Genomic DNA, 17079 nt, shown 5'->3' with positions numbered 1-17079 from the left:
AAATATGGTTGTCCTCACCACATATGGGAGGCACAGAGAGAGATTTTGTAAATGAGGCTTTTGATACCAATTGGGTAGCGCCCTTAGGTCCCAACGTCAATGGGTTTGAGAAAGATCTAGAAGCATATCAAGGTCAAGTTACTCATGTTGCCGCATTGAGCAGTGGTACAGCAGCGATTCATTTAGCATTGATCCAGGCTGGAGTTGGTCCCGGCGATGAGGTACTGTGTCAAAGCTTCACCTTCTGCGGTAGTTCTAATCCTATTTTATACCTAGGCGCAACGCCTATACTGGTTGATAGTGAGCCTGATACTTGGAATATTTGTCCCGACGCATTGGAGCAGGCCTATAAAGATCGTGTCAAGCAAGGCAAGACTCCTAAGGCCTTGCTCGCAGTCCATCTCTACGGTATGCCCTATAAAGTTGATGCTGTTCACGCTTTCGCGAAAGCTAACAACCTAAAAGTCATTGAGGACAGTGCCGAGGCGCTGGGAAGCACTTATAAAAATCGCAAGTGTGGCACCTTTGGAGACTATGGGATCCTTAGTTTTAATGGGAATAAAATCATAACAACCAGTGGTGGTGGCGCGATGGTATGCCATACCAAAGAGGCCAAGGACAGAACGGTATTTCTCGCCACTCAAGCTAGAGACGCGGCACCGCATTATCAGCACAGTCAGGTAGGTTTTAATTATCGCATGAGCAATATAAGTGCGGGCATAGGTCGCGGGCAAATGCAAGTTCTTGACAAGCATATTGAATTGCGACGCGCCATGAATACATTTTACCAAAATATATTCAAGAATGTGGATGGAGTGACCGTGCAGGTAGAGCAAAACGACGATTACTTCTCAAACCATTGGCTCAGCGCTATTCTAGTAGATCCAGAAAAAACGGGCGGCCTCACGCGCGAAGATCTTAGGCTAGCCTTTGAAGCAGACAATATTGAGTCCAGACCCTTGTGGAAGCCCATGCACATGCAACCACTTTATGAGAAGTATCCTTATTATGGTGATGACCGTACTTGCGAGGATCTATTTGAAAAAGGCCTATGCCTACCGTCAGGATCTAACCTCACAGACGCCGACCGTGAACGTATAAAAGCGGTAGTGGTAAAAACGTTTGATAGCTAGTAGTCATTTGTTTAACAGCCAGCTATCTAGCATGACTTTAAACAGGCTAATTATGTAGTATATCGCATTTAACCTTGAGATAATATTAGCCGGCTTTTACCAGCCTATCCAAAGAGTATTTTTGCCGAAAAATAATTTTAGGCATGAAAAAAATATTACTTTATTTATCGTTGGTGATCGTTAGCTTGTCAACAACGGTGATTAGTGCTCAAACAGAGATCTTCAATCTTGCCGGTGGTGGTGATTTGCCGCAAGGCTGGATAGGAACAAATAATCAAACCAGCAATTCAATAGATAGGAGTTCCTACTACTTGGTGGATGCGGGCAATCCATCTGATGTAATTACAAGTTCTAGCTTTGATCTTTCTGCATTTGCAACGGCGACTTTTAATGTGAGAGTGGCCACGTTTGGCGGTGCTTCTCAGAGAAATCCAGCTTTGATCGAATTCTCGTTTGATGGTGGTACTACGTTTACCCAAGCTAACAATACTAACACACCACAATCCGGAAGTAGTTACATAGATGGCGGTGATATCGTTTTATCAAACGTGTCCTCACAAGTTGTAGTGAGAATTTCTAATGCAGGAGTTGTTGGGCGAGGCGTGCGTCTGCGCAACTTAGTATTAACTGCTAGTGGTATGGCAGGGTCTAACCAGGCTCCTATCATTACAGACATCTTACAATCTCCAGCACGCAATGCTAATATTTTCTCAACTACACAGGTAACAGTAGCTGCAGATGTTACTGATGCAGATGGCATCGCTACTAACGGCGTTGTACTCGAGTATGCAGTGACTGCATCTGGCGATACGTTTAATGGTTTTTTTGATCAAGCGATCATCATGACAGCAGATGGTGACAGCTATGCCGCAGCGATTCCTGTACAGGCAGATGGATCTACCGTCAACTATAGAATTGTTGCTACAGATGATAGTGCAGAGTCCCTAGAATCAACAAGTGCTACATTCGACTACAGGGTCATGGATCCAGTTCCTGCACCTACACTTATTCTTTCTGAGATAGCAGATCCAGCAGACAATGCCTCGGCCAGATTTGTAGAAATCTACAACAACGGCGTTGAGGATATAGATTTTGAGGTGACACCAATTTATCTGGCAAGATTTGCCAATGGTAATACTGATTCGCAAGTAGTAGTCCTAGATGGAGTTTTGAGAGCAGGTGCGTATTATGTAATTGCTTCAAGTGAAGTATCTTTTTTATCTACTTATGGATTTTCTGCAAACGATACAAGCGGTATTATAAACGTAAATGGTAATGACGCCTTTGGGCTATATGCTGGCACTCCTGGATCTGGAACCTTATTTGACGTTTACGGTGAGATAGGAGTAGATGGTAGCGGCGAGGCTTGGGAATATGAAAACGCAAGAGCCTATCGCACAGATCTTTTAAACAACCCTACAACAGTATGGAATGCTAGTCAGTGGACCATCGCCACGGCAAATGCTGCAGACGCCACCCCAGGAAATGTTGAAGGATCCACAACAGCAAATGTGTTTTCTTATGATAATGGTGCATGGAGCCCACAAACTCCAGAAGGTGTAGCTGTAAGCACTGATAATATTGTTATTCTTACAGGTAACGCAGCGATTAGCGGTGATGTTGATATCAACAACATTACCACAAGGTCAGGTACGACACTAGATATAGCAACAAATACCATTAACCTCAATGGTAATCTTGACAACAATGGAGACCTTGTTGCAAATGAAGGAACCTTGAATTTCGCTGGGTCTTCCTTGCAAACACTTTCAGGATCAGACTTAACGGTAGAAAACCTGATCATCAATAACACCACAGGTGTTGACGCTACTGCGGCAATTAATCTAGAAGGTGTTTTAACGTTGACAAATGGTACATTGGACACTAATGATAGTTTCACATTTAAGAGTGATGCGACATCGTCCGCAATACTGGCTCCAGTAGTAAACGGATCCATCTCAGGAAACGTGACGGTTGAGCAGTATTATCCAGCCAATCGTGCCTTTAGATTCATCTCATCACCGGTGAATATGGATGGGACAATCTTTTCAAACTGGCAGCAAGGTGGTTTGCTTCCTGGCGATGAGGGTTTTGAGGCAGAATCAGGAATATTGATCACAGGTGGTACCACTGCAGACGGCTTTGACCAGTCTGGTTCAAATAATCCTAGCGCATATCTGTTTAATAACGATTACAATTATGACGGCGCTACAAGTGAGGCACAGCGTGATGCAAGAGATGCTGAACAATTTACATTCATAAACTCTGACAACGGTCTTGCAACAAATAGTTTATCACCTAGCGCAGGAGATGCGTTTAATGTCTTGATACGAGGTGATCGTACAATTGACCTAACAGCTGCCAATCAATCTGCGACTGTCACTACCTTAAGTAGCACAGGTACACTAGCAACTGGACCACAGTCTCCAGATCTATCAGTAACTGGCGGTCAAGATGAAACATTTGTATTGGTAGGTAACCCGTATCAAGCACAGGTTGACATGCGCACGGTTTTAGGAACAGGAACGGCATCTCCAGCCCAGGATCTCAATCCTAACGTTTATTACTATTACTTGCCATCGACACAAGATTATGTGGAAGTAGATTTACTTAATGGTGGCACTGGCGCTGTAACGCCTTTGGTGCAACCAGGCCAGGCATTCTTTTTATTACGTGCTGATACAGATTTTAATGGCGTCATCGATTCTCAACTTACATTTGAGGAAGACGACAAGACACTAGATACGCAGACTACAGCTACATACAGCGAGCCACAAGGCGTGATCAATGTTTCCTTAGGTTTACAAGGTGATGATAATGCTGATGAGCTAACATTGATATTTGATGTAAACGAGACAAATGAGGTTTCTCTTACTGATATTCCAAAGTTAAAAGGAGCAAGAAACCAGATCATGACTACTTTGAGCGAGAGAGCATATGCTATCGAACGCAGAGCGCTACCAGTTAACGGAGAAAGTATTGCGCTGACCACTTCAAGTTTGACTGATGAGGTACTGACGCTATCCATTGATTATCGAGGCCTTGAAAATACCAAGGTGTTATTGGTAGATAATTTTACTAGTGAGGTGATAACCTTATCAGTTGATAATATCAATACTTTGCAATTTGAGACTACTGATGATTCAGCTAGTCGTGATGATAGATTTGAGTTACAATTTGAGTCTTCCACCTTAAGTTTTGATGATGATTCCGCTTTCGCGAAAGCGTTATCACTTTACCCTAATCCTGCAAGCAATGGAGTGGTAAGGATTGCAAATCTTGAGCAAGGATCTGCCTATAATTACACATTAGTGAATACTTTGGGACAGATAGTGAGAAAAGGTGAGATTTCTCATCAAAATGATACTCTTAAAAATTTGCAAAATTTGTCTAGAGGTTTATATTTGTTGAACCTTCAAAAGGAAAATGAGCAAACTACTCTTAAATTAATTTTAGAATAAATACTATGAAATCCCTTAAACTGACAATTACTGCCTGTTTACTATTTGTAGGAATGACAGCGATGGCTCAACCTTCTTTTGAAGAAGATGTTAATGATACAGAGGCGGCACCTATCCCAGGAATCGCTTATGCGATGGCTGCTGGTATGATGATAGGAGTAGCTAGATTATACAAGAAAAAGTAGATTCACTTATCATATTATTTTTAAAAGCATCGCATCAGCGGTGCTTTTTGTATTATATTTCCTATAAAATTCGCTAATTGACTTGGAGTTATTTTAAAAGGCGTGTCAAGCATCTCCTTTGGAATGGAGATAACAAATTGCGCGTTCGCAATTTACGTTACTTGCCGCGATGGATAGTCATTGCCATTGACTTGTGCATCGTCGTACTTTCATTCATTGTGAGCTTTTCCATTGTTGCAGAAATGAATGTCGTTTTCTACGATGTTTTGACTGCACCACAGGAGTGCTTATTTGTAACACTCGTCTATCTATCTACCTTTTTTATCATAGGAACATATGCTGGGCTGATAAGACACAGTACGTTTGTCGATATTTTTAAAATCGCGTTTTCAAGTGCGATGAGTTCGCTCATTCTTTTATCGGTAAGTTATTCCTATGATTTTTTCTTCGGCGATAAGATTTTTCTTTTTCCGTTTATCGCGATAAATGCATTGTTCACTTTTGTAGGAATGATGATGTTTAGACTAGTCATCAAATCGATTTATGCCTATTTTACTAATCTAGGAAAATCAAAAATGCGCGTGCTCTTAATGGGTGTCGATGATGATACAATTGCAGTAGGTGAGGCGCTATCCATTTCTGACAATCAAAACTTTGAACTGGCTGGATTTGTAAGCTTTAAAAAGCGATACCAGAAAATAAAAATTTTGGGTGCGCCCATCTTCAAATACGATAGCACTTTTTTTGAAACCATCTTGCCACAGGACATTGATGCATTGATATTTGTCTCTAACAAGTTGTCAAATTATGACAAGAACAGGATAGTGGATAAGGCATTGGAACATGATTTGCGTATTTATGACGCACCTGCCATCACTACTTACGACAATCAAAAAGATATTGTATCAAATATTAAGCAAATCCAGATCGAGGATCTCCTTGATCGTCATCCCATAAATCTTGATGATACCCAGATCAATAGTTATTTGAATAATGAGACTATACTGATAACAGGTGGTGCTGGATCTATAGGAAGTGAGATCGTAAGGCAGGTAAGTCAGTACAAGCCTAAAAAAATTATTGTTTTAGATCAGGCAGAATCACCTCTTCACTGGCTTGAGCTTGAATTGCTTAAGAATTTTCCTGATGTTGACTATTTGTTTTTATTAGGTGATGTGCGTAAAAAAAATCGCTTGGTAAACATTTTTGAAGAGCATAAGATCTCTGTTGTGTTTCATGCCGCTGCTTATAAACATGTGCCTCTTATTGAACGCAATCCTACCGAAGCCATACAGGTGAATATTTTAGGAACAGTAAACCTAGCAGACTTATCGTCCCAATTTAAGGTTGATCGGTTTGTTATGGTAAGTACAGACAAAGCGGTTAATCCCACTAACGTTATGGGTGCGAGTAAGCGTGCTGCAGAAATATATGTTAGAGCACTTGCTGATGATGTTTCAACAGATACTCGATTTATCACCACCCGATTTGGTAACGTTTTGGGTTCTAATGGATCTGTAATTCCGCACTTCAAAAAGCAAATAGAAGAAGGTGGTCCCGTAACAGTGACTCATGAAAATATCATACGCTATTTCATGACAATTCCAGAGGCATGTCAACTAGTATTGCAGGCAGGAATAATGGGTCAAGGTGGTGAGGTTTTTGTATTTGATATGGGTGATCCTGTGCGTATTATGGATCTAGCTCACAAGATGATAAAATTATCAGGATATGAGCCTGGAGAGGATATTGAAATTAAAGTCATTGGGCTTAGACCAGGTGAGAAGCTTTACGAGGAGCTATTAAGTGATAAGGCTACGACACTGCCAACTCACCATAAAAAAATTATGCGCGCCACAGACCAACCGATGGCGCTTGATGATGTGTTAAATCATATCATTGAAATAGCTGCCGCGGCAGAGAATGGCGAGGATATTTTTATGATATCAAAACTCAAAAAATTAGTGCCAGAATTCATTAGTGAAAATAGTATTTACGAGGTACTCGACTTACCAGCAAAATCAGAATAATCATTTGCTATATTTGCAATTCCTTAAAACATCCTGTGTGCGATTTAAATTCTTAATCACGATATTTTTTATAAGTATTACATTCTCTAACTGTACGTCAAAAAAGAAAATCCTCTATTTTCAAGATGCTGCAGAGCAGAAGCAATTTGAACCTCCGATTTATGAATCTATCATAAAATACAATGATAGATTATCTATCATCGTTACAAGTTCAGACATGAGTGTGGCAAACCGTTATAATAGAATCGCACCATCAGCTGAAGATTCAGACCTGTCAAGCATAAATGGACAGCCTAAATTGCTGGACTATTTGGTGGATAATAAAGGTTATATCAATTTGCCGGAATTAGGTATGTGGAAAGTTGCCGGTAAGACAAGATTTCAATTAGAATCTGAGCTACTGGAAGAATACAAAAAATACATCGTAGATCCAGTTCTTACTATAAGGTTTGCAAATTTTAAAATCACCATTTTGGGAGAAGTGTCGCAACCAGGAACATTTTTTGTCACCGATGAACGTTTGACATTGCCGCAAGCCTTGGGTCTGGCAGGAGATCTTACCCTATACGGTAAAAGACAAGATGTTCTCTTATTGAGAGATGTAAATGGAGTGCAAGAGAGTCATACCATTGACCTTACTCAAACTGATGTCCTTGACAGTGATTTATTCTATCTGCAACAAAATGATGTTCTTTATGTAGGTCAAAATCGTACCCAGGCTAATGCTGCTTCATTTGATAAGAATAATGCTTTATATCTTTCTATTGCCTCAACTGTAATATCACTAGTAATCTTGTTCACAACTCGATAATGGAAAACTATAGTAGTATCACTAGCGAACAAAATACAGACCTGAAGGAACAATTGAAACCTTACCTTCAAAAATGGTGGTTATTTTTATTATGTGTTTTACTCTTATTATCTATTGCTCTTGTTTATTTAAGATATACCACTGAAATTTATAAGGCTGACTCTTCTATCCTTATCAAGGATACTAGAGCAGGTGGTGTTTCAGAACTAGGTGCCTTGGGAGATTTAGGAGTTTTAGGTAACAGCTTCAATACCGTAGAAAATGAGATTGAAGTTTTGACATCTAGAAGAATGATGGCAAATGTAGTTGAACAACTCAATTTGAGAGTATCCTATTTTAGAGAAGGTAATTTTAAAACGTCTGAGGCTTATGGAAATCTACCGTTCCAATTAATTGTAGCCAATGATTTAAGATCACCAAAAAACTTTAAGAGTTTTAGCTTTAAGGCCAAGATTTCATCTGATACTATTATCAATCTTGTCGACGAGGAAAACAACTATTCTAATAGTGTAAAATTTGGTGAATCATTTTACTATAAAGGAACTGAAGTGGCTTTCGTACCTACGTTATCTAAAATTGATAATAAAGAAAATGATACAGTTGTAACGCAGTCTAGATCTTACCCAGAAGATGTTTATAAGGTCCAAGTAGCATCTGTCGAGGACGTCGCAAGAAAGTATGCAAGTCTGTTGAATGTTGAGGCAGCAGTGGCTCGAGGAAGTGTAATCAATTTGAGTATTCAAGACCCAGTACCAGCAAAAGCTGCTGATATTTTAAATCAATTGGCTATTGAATATAATAAGGACGCTACGGAAGATAAGAATATTGTTGCCCGTAATACGGTCAATTTTATTGATGAACGTCTGGCCAGCGTGGCACTTTCGCTAGACTCAGTAGAATATCGCAAAGAGAGTTTCAAGGATTCTAATAATTTGACTGATATACAGGCCGAAACTGCCTTAAACTTGACAAATAACGCAGAGTACCTGACACGCGAAATTGAAGCTAGAACACAACTCCAAATTGCCACAGATCTAAATAATTTTATAGAAAATCTAGATAATCAAGAGTTGTTACCAGCAAATGAGATTCTCTCTAGTGCTTCTATCAATAACACAATTGATCAGTACAACACACTTGTTTTACAATATATAAGAGCAAGCGAGGTTGCAACAGACTTGAATCCAGTGGTTCAGGATTTACAAGCTGAAATACAAAAATTGCGTACAGCGATTAAATCTTCATTGAGTAATTATATAAGGTCATTAGAAACTAGGCTGAATCGCCTTAATGCTCAAGGAAATAGAATATCCAATAGGATTAGTGAAGTGCCTACTACCGAACGAATAGCTAGAGGAATTGAGCGTGAACAAACTATTGTGGAGTCTATCTATCTTTTTTTATTACAGAAGAAAGAAGAAACTGCAATATCGCTTGCCGTGACTGCTCCTAAGGCCAAAATCGTTGATAGGGCTTGGGTTTCAAATAGTCCAGTGTCGCCTAAAACTCAAATCGTGTTAGGCGGTGCCGTTATTTTAGGTCTAGTTATACCTTTTGCATTCATTTATCTCTCTAATTTATTGAATGATAAAATTGAAAACAGAAAAGATGTAACCAAAAAATTACCAGACACTTCGTTCATTGGTGAAATCCCTAAGCTTTCTAGTGATGAATCAGACCGCATAAATAAAAATGATAGATCTGTTCTAGCAGAATCCTTCAGGATTTTACGTACTAACTTACAGTTCAAACTATCTGCGTTAAATATGAGTTCAGATGGTAAGACCCCTATCATAATAGTCACGTCTACGGTAAAAGGGGAAGGAAAAACATTAGTATCCTTTAATCTTTCTATGACAATGGCAAATTCTGGAATGAACGTACTATTGATAGGTGGTGATATCCGCAATCCTCAATTGCATAGATACCTTAGTAAAGGAAGTAAAAGTCTAAAAGGCGTTACTGAATATTTATCCAGTCAACAATACCATGCTTCAGAGCTTGTCTACGCCAGTGATGCAAATGAAAATTTAAATATCATGCTGTCTGGAGCCATACCACCTAACCCAGCAGAATTATGGCTTAGTCCTAGAGTAGATGAATTAATGCAATACGGTCGCGATAATTATGATGTAGTTATTATCGATTCTGCGCCATCCATGTTAGTGACGGATACTTTGTTAATTAGTGAACGTGCTGATGTTACCGTATATGTTGCCCGCGCAAATTATACTGAAAAGTCATTATTAGAATATACCTCAGACACTATCAAGGCTAATAAGCTTCATAATGTAGCAATGGTGCTTAACAATGTTAAGCAGGCCAACTTTGGGTATGGTAACAAGTATGCTTACAGCTATGGAGTTGATAAAGACAGTGCTTGGGTCAAGTTTCTCAAAGCTGTAAAGCTGAAATAAAAAATGCTATTTGAAAACATCTGATTGTACGTCAAGCAATCTTTTAAGATCGTTGTGTATAGACTTCTTAACCATCAATTCTTTAATCTTTTCTAGATGTGCTGGCTTATGAGCATCTGTCGCTACCAGATCAAACTTGCCGTTTTGTAGTAAGTTTTTACTTTTTTCGAAGGCGTCCTTACCGTAATGTCCTGATAAAGACAACAAGTTAAGTTGCAGTTTACAGCCTCTATTTTTTAAATCAATTATATCCTGAATCTTCAAATAGCGATATCGTTCAGGATGCGCTAATATTGGTTTTAGATCTAATTGTTGCATTTTGAAGATGAGTTCTTCCGCTTGTATGGGTTTTTGAAAGTAGCTGAATTCGAATAGTAAATGTTCATCAGGCAGTGTCATATAGTTACCCTGATCTAACAACTTCTCAAACGATGCATCCATCATATACTCTGAGGCAGGTTGGGATAAAAGCGATGCATGTTCATGATTTTTCAAAGCGTCTATCGTTTTTTTATAACAATCACTAATACTTTTCACGTCGTTGGAATAATAATCTTCCATCGTATGTGGTGTTGCATAGATCTTTGAAAACCCTAATTGCGCATATAGATCAAGCATCTCGCCAGTAGTATCAATGTCTGGTGAACCATCGTCGATTGCCGGCAAAACGTGGTTATGCATGTCAACTGCGTCATGCAATAGATCTGCGACAAAATATTTCTTAAAAAAAAACAACATTACTTTAGACTAGCGATAAGATCTTGAACTTCGTCCATCTCATACACTGCTGGATATAGTTCCTCAAGGATGATGATAAATTCAGGATCTGTCTTTAGCGCATTTTGCAGGTGAAACCTTGCCTCATTAAGTTGATTCAAGGTAAAGTAAATCCCAGCGAGTCGATACACCATCTCTACATGATCAGGGTAAAACTCAAGACCGTGGTTTAAGTTTGAGATCACTGCTCGATACTCACCTAGTGCGAGCAATATATCAGCACGCGATAACCAGGTTTGCTCTTCATAATTACCTAGCTCAATAGCACGTCTATAACCATATTCAGCCTCTTCGAAGAAGTTAAGACGCTTGTTTAAATCTGCATAACGTATCCAATACAGGGCATTTTCTGCATCTACCTCTGTTGCTTTTTCAGCGTAGGTGAGTGCCTTTGGATAGTTAAGTTTACGGCTGTAGTAATCTATAATACTAATCCATCCTTTGTCCAATAATGGATCCTCAGTAATAGTCTTTTTAAAAAACTTTATCGCCAACTCATCAACACCCAATTTCTGGTAGCATTTACCTAACCTCAAATAAGCAAACGAGGTAGGATCGTCTAGTGTCAGCGTGATTTGATAATTCTCGATGGCTTCATTATATCGCCCTAGTTTCTCCAGCACTTTTCCTTTTTCTAGATAAGCACCTACAAAATGCTCGTCACTGATGATAGCAAATTCAAAAGCCGCAAGTGACTTCTCATACATTTTCAAGTCAAAATATTGTTTGCCTACTTGATGCCATGCCACTTCACTATAAGGATTTTCATTAAGAAACATGTTGAGGAAATCAATCGCCTGCTGGTGTTCACCTAGAAAATCAAAGCAATACATAATATTATAGAGCGCGCTATAGTCTGTGTCATCAATCTCTAGACACTGCATAAAATTGACCTTGGCGTTAGAATAATCTTCTATAAAAAGAAATTCCATACCTATGAGATTATAAACATCTGCCTTGTCGTCAGTCAGATCTAAGGCTTTTTTCAATAAATCAATGGCTAGATCATGACGCTCTGTCTTAGAGAATATGTTTGCTTTTTGAATAAATATTTCTGAATTGGTTGGCTGTACCTCGTGTAATGTATTCAAAACTTCATGAGCATCATCAAACCTGTTGTCAAACACCAACATCTCTGCATGAAGCAATTGAATGTTCATAGATGATGGATGCTGTGCCAGCGCCAGGTGTATGGCTTTACGGGCATTGGCCATTTTTCCAGACTCTAAATAATGCTCGATAATTTGCTCAAATTCATCACTGTCAAAAAAGCCAACCTCGTTAGTTTTGAGCATAGACTCAAACTTCTCGATGCTATAGCCGCCTTCATTATTTAAGTCAAAGTCCATACTTGCCATATTTTGAATACTGCTTGTTACTAAGGTCAAAATATTTGCCAAAGTCTCGACGATTCACGCAATTCTCTTGTCAACATTTTATAAACAGCTTAAAATTGCCGCCTTTAGTCGTAAAATTTGTGAATCACTTCTAGCAAAATATTGATTGCTTTAGTAGAATCTTCATCACCTACTGTATAAGCTGGAGTGATTCTTATAGCTCGTTTTTCAAATAGCAGCAGGAAGAATATGGCACCTCTTTCTCTACACTCGTCAACTATTTGAGAAGTGAATCGGTCGTCGTGCAATATGATGGCTAGCATGAGACCAGTTCCTCGTATTTCCTTGATGTGTTTGGATTGTAAGCTTTCGCGAAAGCGTAATTCTTTATCCATAACAGCATTCATCAAATCACGTGAAATAATTTCCTGCACGGTTGCACAGGCTGCAGCCGCGATCACTGGATTACCACCAAAAGTTGTGATATGACCTAACATGGGTGCGACCTTAAAATGCTCCATATGCTGTGTGCTTGCCGTTAAGGCGCCGATGGGTAAGCCACCAGCTAGTCCTTTACCGCTAACGACCATATCAGGAACAATGTCCATTTGTTCAAAATACCAGAAAGTACCTGTGCGTCCAACACCTGTTTGTATCTCGTCAAGAATGAGCATGGCGCCCACCTCTTTACAACGGGCTGCGAGCTGCTGGAACCAGCGTTTGTCACCCTTTATAAATCCTGCACCACCTTGAATTGCCTCTACAATTACCGCTGCTGTACTTGTGGTAATTTGATTAATATGTGCCAGGCAATTATAATTTATGTGCTTAATATTAGGAATCAAAGGTCTGAACGGCGCCTTGCGTTCCTCATAATCCATCAAGCTTAAAGATCCCATCGTGTTGCCATGATATGCATTGTGCATGGCCACGATTTGAGATCTACCTGTAATCCTGCGAGCGAGTTTTAAGGAAGCTTCAATCGCCTCAGTACCACTGTTGACCAGATAGGTCATTTCTAATGGATCGGGCATACTATTGCTAAGCATCTTGCACAAACGTACGGCTGGTTCTTGCGCAAACTCGCCATAAACCATTACATGAAGATACTTCTCTGCTTGCTGTTGTATAGCTTTGACGACTGCATGATGGCTATGACCTAGTGGTAAGGCACTAACACCAGCTACCATGTCTATGTATTCCTTGCCGTGCTTGTCATAAATCTTGCTGCCGCTAGCATGACTTATTTCTAGACCGCTGGCAAATGGAGTAGTAGGTGCTTGATATTTAAAGAAATCTTCCTTCAATTATCTGGATCCTGAATGTTTTCTAACTCATCTTCCTCGCGGTTCTCAAGATCTTCTTTTGAGAGCGACGAGTTCTTGTTGAGCTGCTCTTGATTTTCTTTGGTGAAAAACGCCTCTTCAACCTCGGGCAATGGCAATCCTTGAATTTGTATTAGTTGCGGTAAAGGCTTGCCTTTAAAAAGATCTTCCTTGCTCCTGAGCATCTCATCGCCACGCCAATCAAGACCGCGTAACGTTCGGGCATTTTCTGCGATTTCCTCTAATGGATAAGTGATGTCTCGCGGTTGATCAAAGTTAGTGATGACGACCATTTCGCTTTCTTCAAACTCTATCTGCATTCTACCACTGGTGCCTTTATTGATACCTATTAATTCATCTGTATCGTTGCGTACATAGATCAAATTCTCAACATTCTTGTCGATATTGACTACGGTCATCTCATTGTTTTCAAACAAACCGATAAGTTCCTTACCCTTTATTTGATTAAAGCCACCGCTAGAATCCTGATCGACAATAAAGGCATTATAGAATACTCGCAAGGAGTCAATCTGCTCTGTCACAGTGTTAGATTGCAGATGTATGCTGTCACCTGTTATTTGGCTTAGGCCGCTCCACATAATTGGTTTTCTAATCATCTTAGTCAATCCAGTAATTTGCTTGGACGCGATGCTATCTGCCTTGCCGCTCAAGTCACTTTTATAAAATCGAGCGTCTGGATAGGCTCTAACAAGCCTATCATTTTCTTTACCTGTTACTAGTAAGGTGTCTGCGTGTATATAGACACTATCAGCTTCTTGAACTGATATGGCGACGGCTCTTTTTGTGATGAAAACCGAATCTTTAGCCCTATAGACCTCTGCATAGTGGCCACGTATGACACTGTTGTTGATGGTATCAGTTATTTCAATATTATTGGTAGCGCTGGCAAAACTGTTGTTGCGATTGAAATAAAGGCTATCGCCTTTTACATTTCTATCATTATAATCAATGCTACTGTTCTTGACAAAATAGCCCTCATCGGCTCTGGTATCATAAAATCCTCGCTCACAATAGACCTTACTCGTAGCGCCTGTGATAGTTGATGGACCATACATATAAGTGTGACCTGTTTCACTATAAAAATTGAGATGGTTGGAATTGATGACATATTCCGGATTAGTTACGACTACATCATCTAGAAAAACATACTTTTTGTCGTTCAAATAGTATCGACCTACACGACTTTTTAATGTGCTTGCTGTATCTTTTACTGTGCCGCCGCTGCGATAAAAGGCTTGCTGTCTCGCGCGATCAAAATATAGGGTATCAGTAGATAAAGTTGATTCTGGACTTTTCATATTTACCTGTCCAGCGGCATAGGCAAGTTTTGAATTACCGTTGTACTCCGCATATTTAGAGTTCATGCGTATGCTGTCACCTTGAATCATACGTACATTCCCAATGGCTTTTATAAAGTTGCTCTTCTCATAGAACACAGCGCGATCGCAGTACATCTCTATTCCTTGATGTTTTGCATAGACTTGTTTTGCATCATTACGCAAGTACACTACAGCACCTGGGAAAAGTTTCTCATTAATAGTTGTAAAACCAGAGCTTATTTTGATCAACGAGTCTTGCGGCTGCTCAGTCTGTGCAAATACATTAGCTGATAGTATCAGACATATTATAAAAGCTAAGAATTTATTCATGTGATAGAGTTGCTATAAAAACTCATTTTTGATTTGCTTATTGCCAGCAATGCTATTGATACTTATGCACTCAAGTAGTTACAAACTTATTTCTACGGCGTTGTCGGGTTTCTTAAACAAGCTAGGTGCTACTGGACGGAATTCTACATTCTTAAGACTTGCTTCACCAATGATGTTTGAAGTATCAACATTATCATCATAATTATAAAATTTCCAATCATGAGCTATCTGCACACCTTCAATATTTTTGTAACTCTGATAGCCTATGGCGTGTGCGTTTTCCACAGCTTTTTCAGCTGGTGTGCCGCCATAGGTGACGATGTAACCTGCATATTGTAATATGTTTTGATCGTCCACGTATAGATCGTACCAATCATCAGGTGCATCGCCAGTACCACTTTCAAAGCTTAGATGCACGCGTTTCATCTCATCCTGCGGTTCCATCATTTCAACTTGAGCACCATCATCTGATAATTTGAACGGCAAGGCAAAAAAGTAAGTCCAGGTAAATATATCAAATCTCGCGCCTTGCTGATTAGCATCTTTAGGCGATAACCACACCTTATTGCCATCATACAGTAACACATCACCATTAGTTTTTTCAATACGCGCATATTTTGAATCTGTCGTCATATAGATGGTGCCGTCCAGTCGATCCTTACCGCCAAAGTCTAGGTTGATATCAAAAGAAACCATCTCTTGATCTGCAAAGGCATTTGCGCCGTGAGCTCTCTCAATGTTATTCACTAATTCTCTAGCAGGGCTCATCGATGCTGTGACTTGCTGGGTAGTCTCAATGGAATTATCTGATTCCTTTTTATTTTCAGTCTTACATGCGGTCACGATACACAGTAGGCAAAGTAGTAGGTAGGTCGATTTCATTATCTAGTTTTTTTGGTTTTGAACATGGAGTCTAGAATCGTATTGATTCCCGAAAACATAAAATAGACAGCCAGAATTGCAAAGGCTATTCCAGGCATTAAAAAAATAATGGGATGCTCACTTCCAGCTCCTATAAAGATCAGCGTTGGTCCCAAAATGAAAAAGGGTAGTGCCAGTAATAAACGTTTGACACCTTTACCCAAAATCTCACGGTCTGTTGATGCTTGTTTCATTAGCACAAATCTATATGATCCAGGACTCCTCGCACGCTACCGTATTTTTTGAGCATTTTCTGCGAGGTTTCATAATCCATTTTTGTGGCTTGCATGATCATACGAGCACCGCGATCAACCAGCTTGTCATTGCTCAATTGCATATCCACCATCTTATTACCTTTAACATGTCCCAATTTTATCATGACGCTAGTAGATATCATATTCAATATCATTTTTTGGGCTGTTCCAGCTTTCATGCGGCTGCTACCGGTAACAAATTCTGGGCCGACGACAGCAACTAGAGAATGCTGGGCTGCGAGATCAAGTGGACTTTCAGGATTACAGGTTATACCGCCAGTAAGAATCTTGCGGTCCTTACAAGCCTTAATTCCTGCAAGTACATAAGGTGTGCGACCGCTCGCGGCAATGCCTATGACAATATCCTTCGTGTTAATGTCGTGCTTTTCAAGATCTTTTAGTGCTTGGGTTTGATCATCTTCTGCATTTTCTACGGCATTTCTAATCGCTTGATCACCACCTGCAATAATCCCAATGACCTTGTCTGGCGAAACGCCAAAAGTCGGTGGGCACTCACTAGCATCTAGTATTCCCAATCGACCGCTCGTGCCTGCACCTATGTAAAACAATCTGCCGCCATCTCTCATTCTTAACACAATCGCGTCTACTAGCTTTTCAATCTCAGGAAGGATTTTTTGAATGGCTTTAGCGACAACTTGATCTTCGGCATTGATAGCTTCCAATAGCTCGCCAGTAGACTTCAATTCGAGATCATGATGTCTGGAATCCTGTTCTGTGTAGTTGTGCTGTGACATTTA

At 39.8% G+C, this 17079-nt stretch carries 13 protein-coding genes; 6 read left to right on the top strand and 7 right to left on the bottom strand.

What is annotated here, in order from left to right:
• The first annotated feature begins 23 nt into the window (after window positions 1-23).
• The 6 genes from EJ995_RS10705 (at window position 24) to EJ995_RS10680 (ending at window position 10037) form a co-directional block, all read left to right on the top strand.
• Complete coding sequence (locus EJ995_RS10705; RefSeq protein WP_126448367.1) at window positions 24-1133, top strand: DegT/DnrJ/EryC1/StrS family aminotransferase; 1110 nt, start codon at window positions 24-26, stop codon at window positions 1131-1133.
• A 143-nt stretch (window positions 1134-1276) separates the two neighbouring features.
• Window positions 1277-4594 (top strand): T9SS type A sorting domain-containing protein, encoded by a 3318-nt coding sequence (locus EJ995_RS10700; protein ID WP_126448365.1) that lies wholly within the window; start codon window positions 1277-1279, stop codon window positions 4592-4594.
• Between the two features lie 5 nt (window positions 4595-4599).
• Window positions 4600-4779 carry a hypothetical protein gene (locus EJ995_RS10695; protein WP_126448363.1) on the top strand — a complete coding sequence of 60 codons (180 nt, stop codon included), beginning with the start codon at window positions 4600-4602 and terminating at the stop codon, window positions 4777-4779.
• A gap of 161 nt (window positions 4780-4940) precedes the next feature.
• Window positions 4941-6809: a polysaccharide biosynthesis protein gene (locus EJ995_RS10690; protein WP_241234633.1), complete on the top strand. Its 1869-nt coding sequence runs from the start codon at window positions 4941-4943 to the stop codon at window positions 6807-6809.
• 37 nt (window positions 6810-6846) lie between these two features.
• Window positions 6847-7620: a polysaccharide biosynthesis/export family protein gene (locus EJ995_RS10685; RefSeq protein WP_164549905.1), complete on the top strand. Its 774-nt coding sequence runs from the start codon at window positions 6847-6849 to the stop codon at window positions 7618-7620.
• A complete protein-coding gene (locus EJ995_RS10680; protein ID WP_126448357.1) occupies window positions 7620-10037 on the top strand; it encodes a GumC family protein in 2418 nt (805 codons plus the stop codon). The genes EJ995_RS10685 and EJ995_RS10680 overlap by 1 nt, the downstream gene beginning before the upstream one ends.
• Window positions 10038-10043: 6 nt before the next feature.
• On the opposite strand, the gene EJ995_RS10675 is transcribed toward EJ995_RS10680, so the two are convergent.
• The 7 genes from EJ995_RS10675 to murQ all read right to left on the bottom strand — a co-directional run bounded on the left by EJ995_RS10675 (window position 10044) and on the right by murQ (window position 17076).
• A complete protein-coding gene (locus EJ995_RS10675) occupies window positions 10044-10718 on the bottom strand; it encodes a tyrosine-protein phosphatase (protein WP_241234632.1) in 675 nt (224 codons plus the stop codon).
• 56 nt (window positions 10719-10774) lie between these two features.
• On the bottom strand, window positions 10775-12163 hold the full coding sequence (locus EJ995_RS10670; RefSeq protein WP_126448928.1) for a tetratricopeptide repeat protein: 1389 nt from the start codon (window positions 12161-12163) through the stop codon (window positions 10775-10777).
• A gap of 113 nt (window positions 12164-12276) precedes the next feature.
• A complete protein-coding gene (locus tag EJ995_RS10665; RefSeq protein ID WP_126448353.1) occupies window positions 12277-13458 on the bottom strand; it encodes an aspartate aminotransferase family protein in 1182 nt (393 codons plus the stop codon).
• Window positions 13455-15146, bottom strand: coding sequence for an OstA-like protein (locus EJ995_RS10660; protein ID WP_241234631.1), 1692 nt, complete (start codon window positions 15144-15146; stop codon window positions 13455-13457). Before EJ995_RS10660 ends, EJ995_RS10665 begins: the two co-directional genes overlap by 4 nt.
• Window positions 15147-15224: 78 nt before the next feature.
• Window positions 15225-16028 (bottom strand): hypothetical protein, encoded by an 804-nt coding sequence (locus tag EJ995_RS10655; RefSeq protein WP_126448351.1) that lies wholly within the window; start codon window positions 16026-16028, stop codon window positions 15225-15227.
• On the bottom strand, window positions 16028-16261 hold the full coding sequence (locus EJ995_RS10650) for a DUF6095 family protein (protein WP_126448349.1): 234 nt from the start codon (window positions 16259-16261) through the stop codon (window positions 16028-16030). The genes EJ995_RS10655 and EJ995_RS10650 overlap by 1 nt, the downstream gene beginning before the upstream one ends.
• The gene (gene murQ, locus EJ995_RS10645) at window positions 16261-17076 is read right to left on the bottom strand and encodes an N-acetylmuramic acid 6-phosphate etherase (protein WP_126448347.1); all 816 of its coding nucleotides are present in this window, start codon (window positions 17074-17076) and stop codon (window positions 16261-16263) included. Before murQ ends, EJ995_RS10650 begins: the two co-directional genes overlap by 1 nt.
• Window positions 17077-17079 lie beyond the last annotated feature (3 nt).

This window comes from Nonlabens ponticola, assembly GCF_003966335.1.
Classification (GTDB): domain Bacteria; phylum Bacteroidota; class Bacteroidia; order Flavobacteriales; family Flavobacteriaceae; genus Nonlabens; species Nonlabens ponticola.
Note: the sequence above shows the minus strand (reverse complement) of the source record. Positions and strands in the feature narration are given on the sequence as shown.